Here is a 16,889-nt window from a genome sequence, read left to right as displayed (position 1 = left end):
TGATCATAATAGCACTTTATTAGTTAACAACGTTCTCAAGTTCAGAGAATAGTTTTGTAAGCAGGATTTTCTTATCAATATATTTTCGAGAAGCAGATGCAACTGCACTTTTAGAAGCCTTTCTCATATCATGCCCAAAAGATAAAATGTTTTTAATACATGGCTTACCATCCATATAAAAAGGAAAGTCATCACCAAAGACGTCCCTATAGCCTGCAAAAACAGGTAGGCCAAGCATTAAATACTCTCTAACTTTGAGTGTGCATGCTTCCTTCATTTTCTTTCTATTTAAAGCAAAAGAAGAAAGTCCAACCCAAGCTTTTTCAGATAACTCTTTAATTTCTTTATGTGAAAGTTTCCCGTGTAAAATAACCCTTGGGTCTGTTTTTGATATTTCTAAGTCACGATCACTAAGTTCTCCAACTAAATGAAGAACAAACTTATCCTTATTTGACTTTAGATTATCTAATAATAAATCTAATCCATGCCATGAATCAAAATAAGATGCCACAAACAAAATTTCAGGTATTTCACTGCGCTTATCAATTATTTCATCATTGTTAAATACAATCCCATTTGGATAGGCTAATAAATTTATATTGCTATTTTTTCCTGATCGTTGCTTTTCATATTCAATAATTTCATTAGTTACTCCTATGACCCCTTCCGCATTACTCAAGGTATATTTACCAAGCAATCGCTCACAACTTGAGCGGATAAAACCTGAAATACCACCAGATAAAGCTAACTCGGGAACTTCTAAAGTATGATTGACAAAATATATCGGTTTTGGGCTATTTTTAACAAACCAATATTGAAATGGATCATGTACATAATATCGTAGTACAAAAATATCATACTCATTTACTAGAGACATTAGCCAGCGATAATAATTTTTCCTGCATTGTACCCAGGCTTTTAGTTTACTAGTTACTTTTGTTAATGATTTAAAGTCAACACTTTCATCAAAGACAGTTATGTCTTTCTTTGAAGTTGAATGTACTGGACAATACAATCTAACGTCCCATGCCAGCCCTAGCTCATAGGCAGCTTCTTGTTCCCATTGCATTTGGTTTAAAATACCAGCAGGTGGCCTTAATAATGAAGCAGCATGTAGTACCTTTATTTTATACCCGTTTTTCACTCTCAGCTCTCTGAAATTTCATTATATCATGACAAGCATCTACACTATTTAAACCGAATTCAATGCTTATTCAAAAGACAACCAAATTAATATATTAAAAAATTACAACTAAAAATTATCGCTAACATAATTTCAAAAAAGTAAAACCAAAAACTCAAATAATAAGCACACATATCAGTTTTAAACTATATTAAATCACTAAGATTTTAAATTTAACATTTCCTGATGTAACTGAAACCATCTACAATAATTAATTAACCGCCAAGCTTGATACGAAAAAGGCTTTTGTCCATCTAAAATTTGAGCTACTTCTTTTAGTGCCAGACTTTTATCAATAAACGGAATATTGTCTGCAAAATTTAACCATGTTATTACTTTCTGTCGTAATAGTTCCAACCAATCTTTTTCCGGTGTAGCAAAGCCAACTTTATCTTTTCTATCCAGTATTTCATCAGGAACAATACCGCGCATGGCTTCTCTAAAAATACTCTTAGTTTCTCCCTCATTTGAAATCAAGTATTCTTCTGGCAATGATAAAAGAAACTCAGCCATATCTACCGTTAAAAATGGTACTCGGCTTTCAATCGACCAATGCATAGAATTACGGTCTGCATGCCTCATAAGAGCAGGCAAACCTTGAAAAGTTAATGAGTGTCTTAATACCTCTATAACTCTCCTTCCTTTTCCTTCAGTGCTAAACTCTGAAAAACGCTGTTTTTGATGAACACTGTAATAAGCTAAACATTCTGAGTCGAGCCAGTTTGGAATAGAACTAACACCAATGAGTTTCAAAGCGTATCGTCTCAAAGTAGGGTTAGTAAAAAAGGTATTCAATAACGACAACCATGCTTTTTTCTGAGAACGGCCTGGAAATTTTGCCCAATTATAGGCAAATGAAAATACTTTACTAAGTTTCAACTCTTCAGTGAGACTTCTCATTCGATGGCCGGGGTATCCATTATAACCAGCTAATAATTCATCTGCCCCCTGTCCATCTAAAGTCACTGTTATATTATTACTTGCAGCCTCTTTAAACACTCGATATTGAGCATAGATACTAGTACTACCAAATGGCTCACCTTGACTTAAAATCATATCATCAAGATCACTTGCTAACTCATCAGCACTAACAACTATTTTATGAGGTATAGCTCCAATAAAATCATTAACTTTATCTGCCCACACTTCTTCATTAACATTAGAACCTCTTGCTACATAACAAAAAGTATGTATTGGCATATTAGGCTCAAGATATCGCATGGCACAAACAACAGCAGATGAATCTAATCCACCAGAAAGAGCAGCACCAATAGAAACATCACTCCTTAAATGTAGCTCAACATTATGTAAAAATTTTTCTCTAAGTTTAACTGCAGCCTCTTTAAACGATAATTGATTATTTTCTTTAATACTTGGCCACCACCATCGCTGATTAACAATAATTTCTGACTTATTCAAATCAAACACTAAGCAATGACCCGGTAATAAATGACTCACTTCGTTAAAAAAAGTTTTTTCTTGATCATCGTATTCTCCAAACACCAAATAATCATAGGCCCGCTGATAATTTGGAGTAAAAGGGTTAGAAGTTAAATGGCTTAAGGTTTTTATTTCAGATGAAAAAACAAAAAAGTCATTAGTTAAACTAATGAAAAAAGGCTTAACACCAAATGCATCACGCACACAAGTTAGTATATTTTCGTACTTATCATATACCACAAAGGCAAACATGCCTTTCAAACGACTTAAAACATCTTTTTTCCATCTAATCCAAGCATATAATAATACTTCTGTATCAGTTTGAGTTAAAAATCGCTGTCCTTGAAATTTAAGCTCACTTCTAAGCTCCTTATAATTATATATTTCTCCGTTAAAAATAATTACGTAGCGCCCATCAACCGAGTGCATTGGCTGATGTCCAGCAGAAGATAAGTCAATTATAGATAGCCTAGTATGTCCTAAAACAATATTTCCATTTGAGCCGTTAGAAAATACTTCATAACCATTATCGTTAGGTCCTCGGTGATGAAGTGAGTTAAGTGATTTAGAAACTCTTGACTCAAATGAATTAGGTAGTCGCTTAAACCACCCACCTATAATTCCACACATTACACACTTCTTTTCAATAAGTCTAAATAAATAGAATGGAGTTGAGAAACTACTGCTCGCCTAGAAAATCTCTGCTCAAAGTCTTGTCGGATTTTTATAGGCGAATAATTCTGATAGTTATTATATAACTCATACATTGCATCAGATAACTGCTCAGGGTCATCTATATCAACCAGAATACCATTTTCAGAATTAACTATACATTCAGGCCCTCCACAACGAGTTGCAATAACAGGTTTACCACTCGCAATTGATTCGGCAAATACAATACCAAATGTCTCGTGTCTTGAAGGCATAACATAGGCATGGCATTCACCAAACTGTTGACTTGCCTGAGAACGAGTAACTTCACCTAACCATTCAACCTGATCCTCAATGCCTAACGTTTTTGTCATGTGTATTAATTTTTTGCGTAGAGGTCCATCACCTCCTATTCTAAAATAAATATTAGAATTTTTTAATCTCAAAAGTGAAATAGCAGTTAATAAAGTATCAATTCCTTTCTGTTCTGTTAACTTACATAAAGTGAAAAATATGAATTTCTTATTATTTGATGAGGATATATTAAACCTTCTTTCATCTATAACATTTGGCACATACACAACATTATTTATATTAAATTTATTAATTTTTTTCTTTAGTGAGGGGCTAACAGCAACCACCTTATCAGCTTTATCAAAACTTTCTTGTAACTCATCAATTAATTTTCCATCAGGTGTTAAATACGGTGAAAATGGAAATGGGCTCATATGCTCAGTTAATACATAAGGTATGCCAAATTCTTCTTTTAGTTTGGCAGCAACGAAACCTGCAGGGTAACTTACATGAGCGTGTATAATGTCAATTTTACCAAATTTATTAGTGGCACTTAAAAGGTTTTTCCTATTTGCTTCAATTATTGAGTTAATGCAGTTAAGTGGCAGCTGTTTAGACCATGTTATACAAGGGTTCAATACTTCCCATATTTTTCCTGTTTTTGACCATTGCCCATGTTGAGCTTTAAAATACCATGATAGAGTATTAAAGATTTTCCAAATTTCCTTGACAGAAATTTCTCCCTCACTTTGTCCCCATCGACTTATTATAACATTGGCATTACTCTGTATTTCAGCAATAGCTAATGCTTGCTCTTTTGTAAATATACCAGTTATCTGTGATGAGGAACTTGGATACCAGGATGGAATAATGAATATATTCAATTTTTTCTTACTCTATACATAATTTTATTTATGAGCGTTTTGATAAAATCAAAGTCATTACTTGAAAAACATACTGGTTCTAATATATTAACCTTAGTTAACTTAGAGTATATATATAGCCTAACTGAAACATTAAAAAAATATGATATTGAAGTAGCTGCTGCTGCACCATCTATTCCGTAAATAGGTATAAGTAAAATATTACAAATCAGGTTTATAAGTACTGCAAATACATCATTATACAAGTTTAGCTCAGGATAGCCTTGCGCACTAATATCATTTGCAAGTACTCTAGAAACTGCTCCACAGACTATCCCTGGTAATAAAATATAGATTGAAAGAACTGCTTTTTTATACTCTTCCCCAAAGAGTATACTAATAGCAATATCTGCAAGAAAATATACCCCTACAGCTCCTACAATAGTCAAAAGCATAACCCATCTAGAAATTACTGGAGTTAATGTAAATTTTGTATTTTTCTGATGTGATTCTACAGCCTTAGGAAATAGAACTGTGCTACAAGCTGTAGACAGCACCCATAACCGCTGAGTTATTTGTGCTGCTATAACATATAAGCCTGTTGCAGCTGGACCAACTAATATACCAATTAACACGGTATCTACTTTTTCATTGATAAAAGCAAGGATATTACATAAATGAACTTTGTATCCATATTTAGTAGCCTTATAGAAATAGCTTATACTAGCTTTTTCCTTTTTAAAAGATACTTCCTTTAAAATATAATATAGAGAAACAACTACAGTAATTGTATAAGAGATAATCCAAGATAAGATGGCCCCCCTTACTCCTTGATTTACCATATACAAAAATACTACTAATAGTAGAAGATTCAAGATTGGTTGAATAAGTAAAACTGAGTTGTATACACTAAACCGTTGTAATGCTTGAAAAATACTTAATATAAAACCATTCAGCAAACTAACAGGAAATATCACCAATGATAGCCAAAAATAAATTTTTTCAACTTCAGGAAATATCTTTTCAAATATAAAATAAATAATAACAGAGCTTACTATAAGTCCAAATATTGATACATATAACCATACATATGCTGTTGTTTTGAATACAACAGAGGGGTTTTCCTTATCTTTATTTATATAATATATATTTGCAGAAGGAATACCTAAACTTAGTATATTTGTTAAAAACATCGGAAAAAATAATGCCAGTGCATACTCCCCATTACATTGAGGACCAAGCAATCTTGCTATCAATACCATTGATAGCAAATTAATAAGAAGACTTACAACTTGTTGTGTTACCGTACCCAGTATATTTAGTTGAAACCCTCCTCGCATCATAAATATATCTCTATCCTAATAAAACTATATAAAAACAATGATTGAATCTAGATTCTAATTATTTATCTAAAACTGTTTACCATATCTACTTCTTCTTATAAATAAGGAGTAGATACTCACATTATCATCAAAAGTATTTTTGATTTAAGATGTAGACTTAACGACATCGATTATATTACCTATATTTTTTAATGTTAAGTACGGATGCATCGGAAGGCTTAAGACCTGTTTAGCTAGGCTTTCTGCAACAGGAAAATCTCCTTCTTTATGTACTAATTCTGAAAATGCAGTTTGCTGATGCATACATTTTTCATAATAAACAACAGCTGGAATCCCTTTCTCTTTTAGTTTGGCTACCAACTCATCACGCCTATTTACTACCACTGTGTATTGTGCCCAGCTACTCATATATCCCTCTGGAACGGAAGGAGTAATTACATGACTCTGTAATAAGGACGAGTATTTAGCTGCAGCTTCATTCCGCGCTTCAAGCTCTTGGGGAAATATTGCTAACTTCTCAAGTAAAATTGCAGCTTGAATTGTATCCAGCCGGCTATTCACTCCAATATGAATATTGTCATATTTATCTTGCCCCTTTCCATGTACTCGCAATGATCTTAATAGTTCTGCATACTCATCATTATTAGTAAAAACAGCTCCACCATCTCCATAACAACCTAAAGGTTTAGCAGGAAAAAAACTGGTGGTTGCTATGTCTGCGAAGCTTCCTGCCCTCCTGCCTTTTATTTCACCACCAAAGCCCTGAGCTGCATCCTCAATTATCTTTAATTGATACTTATCAGCTATGCGCTTGATCTTAGGGTAATTCGCAGGGAGCCCAAATAAATCAACTGCAATGATTGCTTTGGGTATAAGTTTTCCGTCAGAAATAAGCTGCTTAATTTGTTTTTCTAAATTCTTAGGGCAGATATTGAACGTTTTTTCTTCTACATCTACAAATATAGGTGTAGCTTTAGCAAAAGCGATGACTTCTGCAGAAGCAAAAAAAGTAAATGTTGGACAAAATACTGCATCTCCCTCTTTTATGCCCAAAACCATCATTGTAAGCTGAAGGGCATCTGTTCCATTAGCACAAGACACTACGTGTTTTACACCAACATAGTCAGCCAACCTTTCTTCAAGCTCCTGTACTTCAGGCCCCATAATATATTTACCATGATCCAGTACTACTTGTATCCTATTATTAATACGTTCTTTTAAGTTCTGATACTGGGCGGCTAAGTCAATAAATTGCATTATAGATTTCCTACTCTTCAGCAATGTAAACTTGTTTACCTGATAGCTTGTATTTTTCACCTGTATGCGGACAAATGGCTAGTCCTTCTCCTTCTAATGGTAAGTTTAATTGCTCTCCATACTTACTTATCCAGCCGATTTGTTTTGCTGGTACACCAACCATAAGTGAAAAGTCAGGAACATTTTTATTAACAACTGTCCCTGCTCCTATAAATGCAAATTGACCCACTGTTATCCCACAAACAATTGTACAGTTTGCACCTAAAGTAGCACCTTTTTTAATTAAAGTATTACGATACTCGGACTTTCTTTCTATTAGTGCACGTGGATTATAGACATTAGTAAACACCATGCTCGGGCCACAAAAGACCCCTTCTTCCAGAGTGACATTATCATATACAGATACATTATTTTGTATCTTACAGTGGTCACCTATATTGACTTTATTTCCTACGAAAACATTTTGCCCAAGCGAAACGCTCTTTCCTATTTTAGCTCCACTACATACATGTACAAAATGCCAGACTCTTGATCCATTACCAATCTGAGCACCTTCATCTATTATGGCACTCTCATGCACTGTATATTTATTTTTTGAAATCATGTCAGAATATTTCTTAAAAATGGGTGATACTCACCTTTTAGCCCCAAAGGTTCAGCAGTACGAATGTTTGAGACAGTTTCAATTGCTACTCTATTTTCTTCTAAACCAAAACCTCGTCCTGCAATAATTTCTTCATAGCTTCGAGTATGTAGATCAGTAAACCCACCAGAGAATTCAATTTCCTTACTGTTAATAGTAATAGAACGATAAGTACGTTGTCCTTCTGCTCTAACTGCACTAGGTACATCCTCAATATCTACAGAAAGGAACCAACGCACCCGAGCATTTTCATATTCTAAATAGCCTGCGGCTTTAGTATCAGAGCTGTGATGTACAACAACCTCTTGCAACCCACCAAATATAAAATGCAACATATCATAAAAATGCACACCAATATTTGTTGCAATGCCACCCGATTTTTTTATATCACCTTTCCAAGACTGCAAATACCAGTTCCCTCGAGAAGTAATATAAGTTAAGTCAACCTCATATTTTGAGCTTTTATTGCTTTCAGCTATTTCCTCTTTTAATTTAATAATTGCTGGATGAAGGCGTAACTGAAGAATAGTATTAATTTTACGACCAGTATCTTTTTCAATTTCTTTTAATCCATCAATATTCCATGGATTCAACACCAAAGGTTTTTCACATATTGCATCAGTCCCTGACCGCAGAGCAAAACGCATATGCGAGTCATGTAAATAATTTGGTGAACATATGGAAACATAATGCACTTGATTGTGGTGATTGCGTCGATGTAATTTATCAATGTGCCGATCGAATCGCTCAAATTCTGTAAAGAAGTCTGCTTCAGAAAAATAGCTATCAATAATTCCTACTGAATCATTTGGATCTAAAACAGCAACTAAATTATTTTTTGTTTCTTTAATTGCTTTCATATGGCGAGGAGCTATATAGCCTGCAGCACCAATAAGAGCGAAGTTTTTCATTTTCAAATCAATACCAACTTAATTTAACTTAGGCCTATTTACTATCATGTTCATAACAAACCTTATTACAAGCTGACTGATATAACAGATAGGTAAATATGAGTAAAAATGGCAGCACTTGTGCCTTATATCTAGTTGCAGTCCCTAAATTTTGATATGATACAAACCCATATAATCCAGCCCAACATATAATAAACAATACAATCCAGATAAACTCTATCTTTACAATTTTAAATAAAGTTAACTTTGTCAACCCAACAACTATAAACATCAATAATAATGTATTTTCAACTCCAGCCAATATTCCAAAAATATTACTTAAATCACTGATCAACGGTTTAAATAAGGCAGCAAACATACCTACTGGAATAAACAATAATACATCCACTATATTTGTTATTCCTCCCTCAATTTTTCTCGCAGAGCCACCCTCAGCCCAACCTTTGGAAATGTTATCTACTCTTCCAACCATATGATCAATTGTTCTACTACCGGCTGTTACCTCAAAGTTTAAATTGACAAGCCCCATTTCCAAATTAATAAAATATAAAGCTACGATTATTGCTCCTAAAACACTAAGCATTAGTAATAATTTTTTAACATTTTCAATTTTTATACAACAAAAAGAAAACAATGGAATTAGCATAATAAGTGGCATCCAAATACGGATCCAACCAGAAAAAATAACGCCAAAAAATATTATTAAAAAATATATTATTTTTTTTTGCAAAAAGAATTTGATTACTCCATATGCATATATCCCTATTGCAAATATTACTAAAGGATCTTTACCAACAATAGAACTCCAAAAGGTTAAACTTGGAAAAAGTCCTAAGATTAAAAAGAGTAGGCTGCTATCTTTTCTTAATATTATGGTTGAAGCCAGATAAAATAAATATATACCTATTAATCCACATAAAGACCATGTTACTTTCAATGAGTGGTAGGAATCAGGAAAAACTCTATTATGTAGACTCACTAAGCCTATAATATGATCAGCCCCACTTTCTGAAATAACCAACATTTCAAATGGATTAGCTAATAATCCTCTATGAAAGTATGTCTTAGCGTCAAGCCGACCACTGCCATAATGAGTCTCATAGTACAACATAAAACCCAATATTAATCCTATCCGAACTATCCAACAGATTATTAAAAGTAGTTTATGCTTTTCTTGGATAGGCCACAGTGGTATAGATATTAGAATCACTAACGACCATATAAAGGCTACGCTATAGTCCCAAACAGGGTCAGGTAAAGAAAGCACATTTACATGGCTATCCCAAAAAAAATCAACACTGATAGCTACTGAAAAAACACAGAAAAATACTGATAAAATCAGAATATTATTTAAGTATTTTTCTTTAAAAGAATATTGATAATTACTCAACATTTGTAATAGTGGTTACAAAAATTTTATAGTAAAAATTGTTATTGTTTAAACTCACGCTACCGCTCCAGGATTTACAGTTAATTTCCTGAGAACTTTACAATCAAGGTTTTTAAAAAATTGAACAAAACCCTGATAAACGCTATGTTAATGTCAGCTTGTGTGTTATAAAAAACTATCAAAATACAGCTCGTTAACAATACAATATGCCAACAGCTATCTATATCCACCTATTTAGGATGGTTATTAAACAAGCTATGACTGGTCAACAATAAACCTTGTCTTGAGGTATCAGAAGTAATTGGCGAAATAAAGACTTTAAGAAGCACTGAAACGTGCTTGGCAGATAGATCTAGTTGGCACTGCATACTTCTACTCCGATTACTTATCAGGCTGCTGTTCTGACCTAGAGTTACAGAGGCATGATTATATAATAAAAGTATTCACTATTAATAGATTCTATACATCAGAAACAGGTTGCCAATAGTTTAAATTCCAGTCTCTATTTAAGTTCTAAAAACTGATTCTCGATTCATCAAGTTAATAACGGCTATTTTTTGTACACCATATGATTTTGGTTTGCTTGTAGGCTGAAGAAGGGAACACTTTAGGTGAATGGAAACTAAGTGGAGTATAGAGGTTCTTGCCACTTCAGAAAGAAAAGCGGAGATATAAAGCGAGGTAGGATGGGAATGGCTAAAGCGAAACTACTTTACTGGTAAACTATTGTTTTTAAAGCATCGTTTTCTCTTAGCCAATCTAGTACACTAGGCCCGACTATATATACATTATGAATGTCTGTCACACAGTAGATTTTGACTAAGAAACAAACACTTCTATGATTAGAGCAGTTGACTTTCTTGTAGCATTGATTGGCTTACTATTGCTTTGGCCATTACTACTCATCGTAACCGTTATCGGTTGCTTTGATACTGGCAAGCCAATATTTGTACAACGCCGTATAGGTAAAAATAGCTGCACATTCAAATTAATCAAATTTCGAACAATGCACCCTCAAACTGCTTCTGTTGGAACACATTTGGTTAATGTAAGTGCAGTTACTCGGCTTGGAGCCTTCTTAAGGAAAACGAAGCTAGATGAACTGCCCCAGTTAATTAATGTTTTACTGGGACAAATGAGTTTGGTAGGGGCTAGACCTTGCTTGCCAAATCAGCAAGTGCTTATTGAGGAAAGGGATAAACGAGGAGTGTACAACTACAGGCCTGGTATTACAGGCCTGGCACAAGTCAATAACATAGATATGTCTACACCTAAAAAATTGGCTAGGGTTGATGCACTTATGGTCAAACAACTCAACCTGTGTATGTATTTTACATTAGTTCTTAAAACTATTGTTGGGCATGGCCAGGGGGATAAAGTTAAAATATCATAAGCCATAATGAGCAATAATTTTGAAGTAAACTTTTAGATGTAGCTAATCTGTTGCATATTAAACAAAATAGCACTGGTCAAATGAAAAAATAGGTTATACAACAGTAGGGAAACAATGATTTCGGCTTAAAGATCTATCCTAAAGAAAAGCATTTATATTAAGTTGCAGCAATACAACCTAGCAAACAAGGATAAACGACCATCTAAGTGAATATGAATGGAAGGGGAATTAGAGAATTGAGCTGGAAAAGATTTTAGTTGCTAAACTTATAGTTGTGTATGTTATTTTGGAAGATCCTCTAGTTTTAATAAAAAACCACGGGGCCTAAAGCCGAATGCACCTGTGGCCTCAGAATGATCGAAAACAAGATCTTGATTCATGCGTTGCGCCATGGCCGATGACCAGTGTTTGTAACGAGGGATCAATTTCAGGACAGCTACAGCAAGTCCAAACACCCACAGCGGAACAGGAAATAGCCTTGGCTTTTTACCCTTCGCCTTGAAGATACGCTCTACCATTTCTTTGTAGGGTAAGGTTTCTCCACCTGAAAGATTGAAAGCCCGGCCGGAAACATCATTATGTAGTAACGCAGCAACGCATGCCTGTGCTACATCATCCGCATGTATCGGCTGACGCAAACCTTGCGCCTGCCCTAATAAAGGGAAGAAACCAAAACGAAGAATAAATCGAGAGATTTCAGAAACATTTGTATCCAAACCACGGCCGTAAATAAGCGTTGGACGAAGGATAACCAACTCAATCTTTCTCTCATCTGACCAGCGTTGTAACTTAGCCTCAGCTTCAGCTAATCGCTGGGCCAGCGTTCGCTCTGCAACATCTTTAGATATAAGCTTTCCAAACCGGCTAGTAGAGGAAAGTACAATGATACGGTGAACACCCTGTGACTCAAGAAGTTCAAAATGCGCTGGCAATACCCAGATAGGAGCAACACAAATCCAGTATTGAATGTTCTCGGCTATATGTGATGGCGATGACTCAAAGGAGCGCCACTGAATGCTACTGCCAGGCTGAACATGTATGGATTTACGTGTGTAGGCCACAATGTTATAGCCCTCATCAACCAATCGAGGCAAAAGTAATTGTCCTACAAGACTGGTTGCGCCAATTAAACCGATGCGTTGACTATTCATACCGACGACTGAGTATGTCACCTAGTAGTTTCACAGAGCGTTGAATGCAAACCAAACTAAACCTGATCCAGACTCCAGTAATTACCAAACCCATTAGGCCCAACGGATACTGGTTACGAAAAAACTTACGATAAAAGTGAATCATTCCCTTATGTTTATGCCATTCGACAAAGAAAGGACGGCTTTGACTGCACGCCCCTTGTTGATGAACTACTTTTGCAGTAGGGACAAAAAGTATTTTCCATCCTTTGTCTCTAAAACGCATGCACCAGTCTAAATCTTCACAATGTAGGAAATAGTCTTCGTCCCAAAGCCCCACTTCCTCTACAGCTTCTCTTTTAACCATCATGCAAGCCCCTGAAATAGCTTCTACTTCAATAGCGGTGTCTGGCAAGGGTTGTTTATGTAAGTAAAAGTCATAGAAAAGTCGTGGCCATCGATTAGCTAAACGATGCAGCCCAAAGGCACGAACAAAAGAGCGCCAAAGAGTAGGGATTGCACGCCGACCGCCGCCCTGTTCTGAGCCATCAGGGTTTACCAGCAAGCCGCCTACCATGCCGCATCCATTTTCTGAATATAAGGTGCTAGTCAAGTCATCAACTGAATTTTGAGTGAGCCGGCAATCAGGATTAAGAAATAATATGGCCGAGTTCGTAGCGGCACGATAACCAATATTGCAAGCAGCTGCAAAACCTAAATTGACATCGTTATAAATAATTTTTAATGACGAATATTGATTAACGTAAACAGAACAGAGCGCTATACTCCCATCTGATGATGCATTATCAACTACAATAACCTCAGCAGCTTGAGATATGCATATTGAAATAGCCGTTGAGAGAAGCTCACCAGAATTGTAGTTTACAATCACAATGGATAAGTTTGCATTCATTTTTTACGATACTCAAATCTGACTTCAACCAATATGAAATCTAGAAACTCTTGAAAGGAGCTTTAAGTCAAAAATAAAGACCAATGTACGATTTCCAGCGTCTGTAGTTTCGCCAAGCCATTGCTTTTATCAAGGGAAGAAAACTAAACTCACAATCATTGGATAAGCTTTGTAGCAAAAAATCAGGTGTAAAGTTAGAGGATAGTTTAGGGCATTGAGGCCTATCAGGTGACTGTTCCAACACTTTCTGAGCTATATTTGTCGCATGGTATTTATCATACCACTCTCGAGCACGGCGACTGTGCTCTTTCAACAGATCACTATTTACATTGTTCAAGAAATAAAACAACTCATCAGGGTAACGCCAAATCAACGCACCTTTATAAACTAGATCAACTCCACCAATCATGCGATCCGAATGGTGTCTGTGAACTACTAGAGGAACTCCCGCCCCCATTACCTCAACAGAAGTTCGACCAGCCCCATAGGGAAAAGAAGATATATATAGATTAACATTATTCCTTTTAAGCGCATCCCAGACACTAGAAACAAAAGGTATATATATAAAACGTCCTACAGGGAAACCTAATCTGGCTAAATTCTTATTTATACGGTTTCTGGCCATAGGAGTTAAATGGCCAATATGAATATGTTGACCACCTGTAACTTTTAATATGTCAGGAATAATATCTTCATAACGAATAAAGTAGTCAACTTCAATTTTATTATGACTTGCTGCTGTGCAAGTAACCAAACCACGGGCTTTTGAAATTTCAGAAGCCGCTTGATGAACACCATAATCACTTGCGGTAAGCGGAAGATATTGATTATTTTCAATTCCTAGCACATCACGGCAACAATAGAAATTATTAGGGTTAGAATCATAATGTTGTGCATATGCTAAACACACTCCTAAACTCAACCTATCATCTGCATGATGATAAAATTTTAAATTATACCCTTGGTTTGGCTGGACTGAAGCAACCGCCACACTATCCTGGCTATGATTGAATAACCAAACATTCCTTGGGCATAATTCAAGCAACCGGATCTGCAACCATTTCAGTTTTTTTAGGTGATTTCCTGACGGGGCATATTCTATATATAGATTTTGGATATCATTGAATCTATTAAATACGGATTTTCTCTTTGTTGAACCGCATGTGTTAGTTACCAATATAATTGATTTTTTTTCTGACGAAAGTCTGATAGTATCGCGTAAAACTGCAGTATGACCACCAGATGACTGTAATTTACTAGCAATATAAACCGCTATATTTTGCCGATTTTTCTGTTCGAGAGCAGTATTCTCTCCAATAGTTTGCAGCGTTATTCGACCAATATCTTGGCACAGATTGTCCAAATAAGCTGAACCAAAAGTTTTTCCAACATTTGTCGGAGTGCAAAATAGACGGTTTGTCAGATTCTGAATTTTTTTTAAGCTAGAATTTAACCCAATTTTATCTATATCAATATCAACCACTGGGTATTTCATCTTTTAGAGCTAATTAGTTAATTTTTTCACCATAAACCCATCAAGAAATAAAACATTTATTTCTGTATTCAAAAGCATATTGATTGCATTCCTAGAATCATTAACTATTGGTTCACCTGGGCCATTAAAACTTGTATTCAGTAATACTGGAGGAATGCCTTTTTCTTTAATTTTATTTAAAATTTCAAATATTGGACCATCTTCTTTAACTACAGTTTGGACCCGACTGGTTCCATCGACGTGTATTACTGCCGGTATTTTTTCTGCAACTTCTCTAGAACAAGCTTTGTGGGTAAATAACATAAACGGCGAGCAACCAGGCCCGTCTGAAAACCAGTTATCAATATCATCTTGCAAAACGACTGGTGCAAAGGGTCTCCACTCCTCTCGTGTCTTAATTTTATTAACCCTAGACCAGTTATTCTTAAATTGAGGATTCGCAAGAATTGATCTGTGCCCTAAAGCACGTGGCCCTGTTTCGTAAGTTGAGAAACATATGGCAATAATATTGTTTTGAGCCAATTCATCAGCAGCCCGTTCGGTCCAGTTATCATAATTGTCCCATGTAATTTGCCCTTCAAAGTCAGCAAATACGTCCTGATGATTATTCTCCAAACAGGGTCCCATCATTGCGTAACAACTCGTCAACTTTGGATATACTTTTCGCTTAGCGTCATAAATATTATATTGAACATATTGCGCCGCACCAATGGATAGTCCACCATCTTCACAGTGCGGCTCAATATGAATTGAAGAAAAATTTCCAGAATTAAACAAGTTACTATTCGCAGGGCAATTTAGAGCGACTCCACCAGACAAACAGAGATGTTGAGCATGCTCATTCAATTGATTATCACAGAATGCTTCAGCCGCCTGGCTAATCGACAGAGTTAAAGACCTCTCGATCATATGCTGTACTGCACTCGCAATTTCGGGGGCAGCCCCTGATAACACAAACTGTGGATTACCAATATTATTAGTGTTTAGTTTTTGCTGCTGCGCAGCGTCAATCATGAAGGAAAAAATCTTCTCGTAAAGTGGACCAGAAAAATGTTGAAGATCAACCTTTGCCCATTGCTCCCAATCAAGCCGCGTCCCACTCTGTATTAAACTGTTAAGAGCACCTTTACCATAAGGCGCCAACCCCATCAACTTACCAGCCCCTCCAATTTCTCCAAGGCCTAGTCGGCTAGCACAATAATCGTAGAATTGGCCACACTCAAGCCAATGAGGGGCTATGCCGGTTATCTTATCCGCTTCTCCTTTAAATACGAAACCTGAATCCACACCTACGCCACCATCATGGGTAAATATCATTGAGCTTTGATATGGACTGCTATAAAAAGAGGATGCTGCATGCGCCATATGGTGATTAACATACCACCCTGGTTTTCTTTTTCCTGCAAGCTCTACATCTAGAGGAAAGCTAAAAGCCTGCGGCATATTTTCACTAAGAAAATAATTAATTTGGCTCTTTGTGTCAGTCAATAGATATGGGTTCAACCACTCAGGAGGTCCATAAAGGGGGGATAATATACTGAGAATCTCCCAATTAATATGCGTTGCCATTGGTATTCTTCGGTTGGTCTCTAGCTGCTCAAGAAAGCTTACCGCTTGAGCCGGAGGGTCATCATTCTTATTCCACCTTTCGACAATGAGTTTATCTGTCGCATCAGACCAATAGGGATTATCAATCAAACGACAGCTGCTTGGCTGATTAGAAAAAGCTCTTTCTTTGAAATTTAGGTAGTCAGGATCATTTACTAAGCAGGGAATTTGTTGAGTAGAAGCTATTGCAATCGCTTCTACATCACCTGCCGTAATCTTGGCCTGTTTAAGTGTAGCTTCTATTGTTAAGCGATCAATACCTAAGTGATGACGCACCCTTGAGTTCCTTTCGCGCAAAGCATGGCCACTTATCGCACCATCTTTTATTATGGTTGCTGATGCATCATGTCCCAGATTAAGCCCCAGAATTACCAT

13 protein-coding genes are annotated in these 16,889 nt (G+C 35.9%); 1 reads left to right on the top strand and 12 read right to left on the bottom strand.

The window, feature by feature from the left end:
• Nucleotides 1-19: 19 nt before the first annotated feature.
• From G4Y78_RS10965 to G4Y78_RS10930, 8 genes are all read right to left on the bottom strand, one after another.
• Nucleotides 20-1,144 (bottom strand): glycosyltransferase, encoded by a 1,125-nt coding sequence (locus tag G4Y78_RS10965; protein WP_163833058.1) that lies wholly within the window; start codon nucleotides 1,142-1,144, stop codon nucleotides 20-22.
• 198 nt (nucleotides 1,145-1,342) lie between these two features.
• Nucleotides 1,343-3,253 carry an asparagine synthase (glutamine-hydrolyzing) gene (gene asnB, locus G4Y78_RS10960; protein WP_163833057.1) on the bottom strand — a complete coding sequence of 637 codons (1,911 nt, stop codon included), beginning with the start codon at nucleotides 3,251-3,253 and terminating at the stop codon, nucleotides 1,343-1,345.
• Complete coding sequence (locus G4Y78_RS10955) at nucleotides 3,253-4,452, bottom strand: glycosyltransferase (RefSeq protein WP_163833056.1); 1,200 nt, start codon at nucleotides 4,450-4,452, stop codon at nucleotides 3,253-3,255. Before G4Y78_RS10955 ends, asnB begins: the two co-directional genes overlap by 1 nt.
• Complete coding sequence (locus G4Y78_RS10950) at nucleotides 4,449-5,774, bottom strand: flippase (RefSeq protein ID WP_163833055.1); 1,326 nt, start codon at nucleotides 5,772-5,774, stop codon at nucleotides 4,449-4,451. Before G4Y78_RS10950 ends, G4Y78_RS10955 begins: the two co-directional genes overlap by 4 nt.
• Nucleotides 5,775-5,918: 144 nt before the next feature.
• Nucleotides 5,919-7,031, bottom strand: coding sequence for a DegT/DnrJ/EryC1/StrS family aminotransferase (locus G4Y78_RS10945; RefSeq protein WP_163833054.1), 1,113 nt, complete (start codon nucleotides 7,029-7,031; stop codon nucleotides 5,919-5,921).
• Between the two features lie 10 nt (nucleotides 7,032-7,041).
• Nucleotides 7,042-7,635: an acyltransferase gene (locus G4Y78_RS10940; RefSeq protein ID WP_163833053.1), complete on the bottom strand. Its 594-nt coding sequence runs from the start codon at nucleotides 7,633-7,635 to the stop codon at nucleotides 7,042-7,044.
• Complete coding sequence (locus G4Y78_RS10935) at nucleotides 7,632-8,585, bottom strand: Gfo/Idh/MocA family protein (protein WP_163836443.1); 954 nt, start codon at nucleotides 8,583-8,585, stop codon at nucleotides 7,632-7,634. Before G4Y78_RS10935 ends, G4Y78_RS10940 begins: the two co-directional genes overlap by 4 nt.
• Nucleotides 8,586-8,619: 34 nt before the next feature.
• Complete coding sequence (locus G4Y78_RS10930; RefSeq protein WP_163833052.1) at nucleotides 8,620-9,978, bottom strand: hypothetical protein; 1,359 nt, start codon at nucleotides 9,976-9,978, stop codon at nucleotides 8,620-8,622.
• Between the two features lie 835 nt (nucleotides 9,979-10,813).
• On the opposite strand from G4Y78_RS10930, the gene G4Y78_RS10925 reads away from it, so the two are divergent.
• On the top strand, nucleotides 10,814-11,368 hold the full coding sequence (locus tag G4Y78_RS10925) for a sugar transferase (RefSeq protein ID WP_163833051.1): 555 nt from the start codon (nucleotides 10,814-10,816) through the stop codon (nucleotides 11,366-11,368).
• Nucleotides 11,369-11,649: 281 nt separating this feature from the next.
• Here G4Y78_RS10925 and G4Y78_RS10920 read toward each other — a convergent pair whose 3' ends face one another.
• The 4 genes from G4Y78_RS10920 to G4Y78_RS10905 form a co-directional block, all read right to left on the bottom strand.
• The gene (locus G4Y78_RS10920) at nucleotides 11,650-12,519 is read right to left on the bottom strand and encodes an NAD-dependent epimerase/dehydratase family protein (protein WP_163833050.1); all 870 of its coding nucleotides are present in this window, start codon (nucleotides 12,517-12,519) and stop codon (nucleotides 11,650-11,652) included.
• Nucleotides 12,512-13,411: a glycosyltransferase family 2 protein gene (locus G4Y78_RS10915; RefSeq protein ID WP_163833049.1), complete on the bottom strand. Its 900-nt coding sequence runs from the start codon at nucleotides 13,409-13,411 to the stop codon at nucleotides 12,512-12,514. Before G4Y78_RS10915 ends, G4Y78_RS10920 begins: the two co-directional genes overlap by 8 nt.
• Before the next feature lie 67 nt (nucleotides 13,412-13,478).
• Nucleotides 13,479-14,906, bottom strand: a complete 1,428-nt coding sequence (locus G4Y78_RS10910) for a tetratricopeptide repeat protein (protein ID WP_163833048.1) — start codon at nucleotides 14,904-14,906, stop codon at nucleotides 13,479-13,481.
• Nucleotides 14,907-14,915: 9 nt separating this feature from the next.
• Nucleotides 14,916-16,889 (bottom strand): carbamoyltransferase C-terminal domain-containing protein, encoded by a 1,974-nt coding sequence (locus G4Y78_RS10905; protein ID WP_163833047.1) that lies wholly within the window; start codon nucleotides 16,887-16,889, stop codon nucleotides 14,916-14,918.

The organism is Spartinivicinus ruber (assembly GCF_011009015.1).
Lineage (GTDB): Bacteria > Pseudomonadota > Gammaproteobacteria > Pseudomonadales > Zooshikellaceae > Spartinivicinus > Spartinivicinus ruber.
This window is presented reverse-complemented; position numbering and strand designations above follow the sequence as displayed.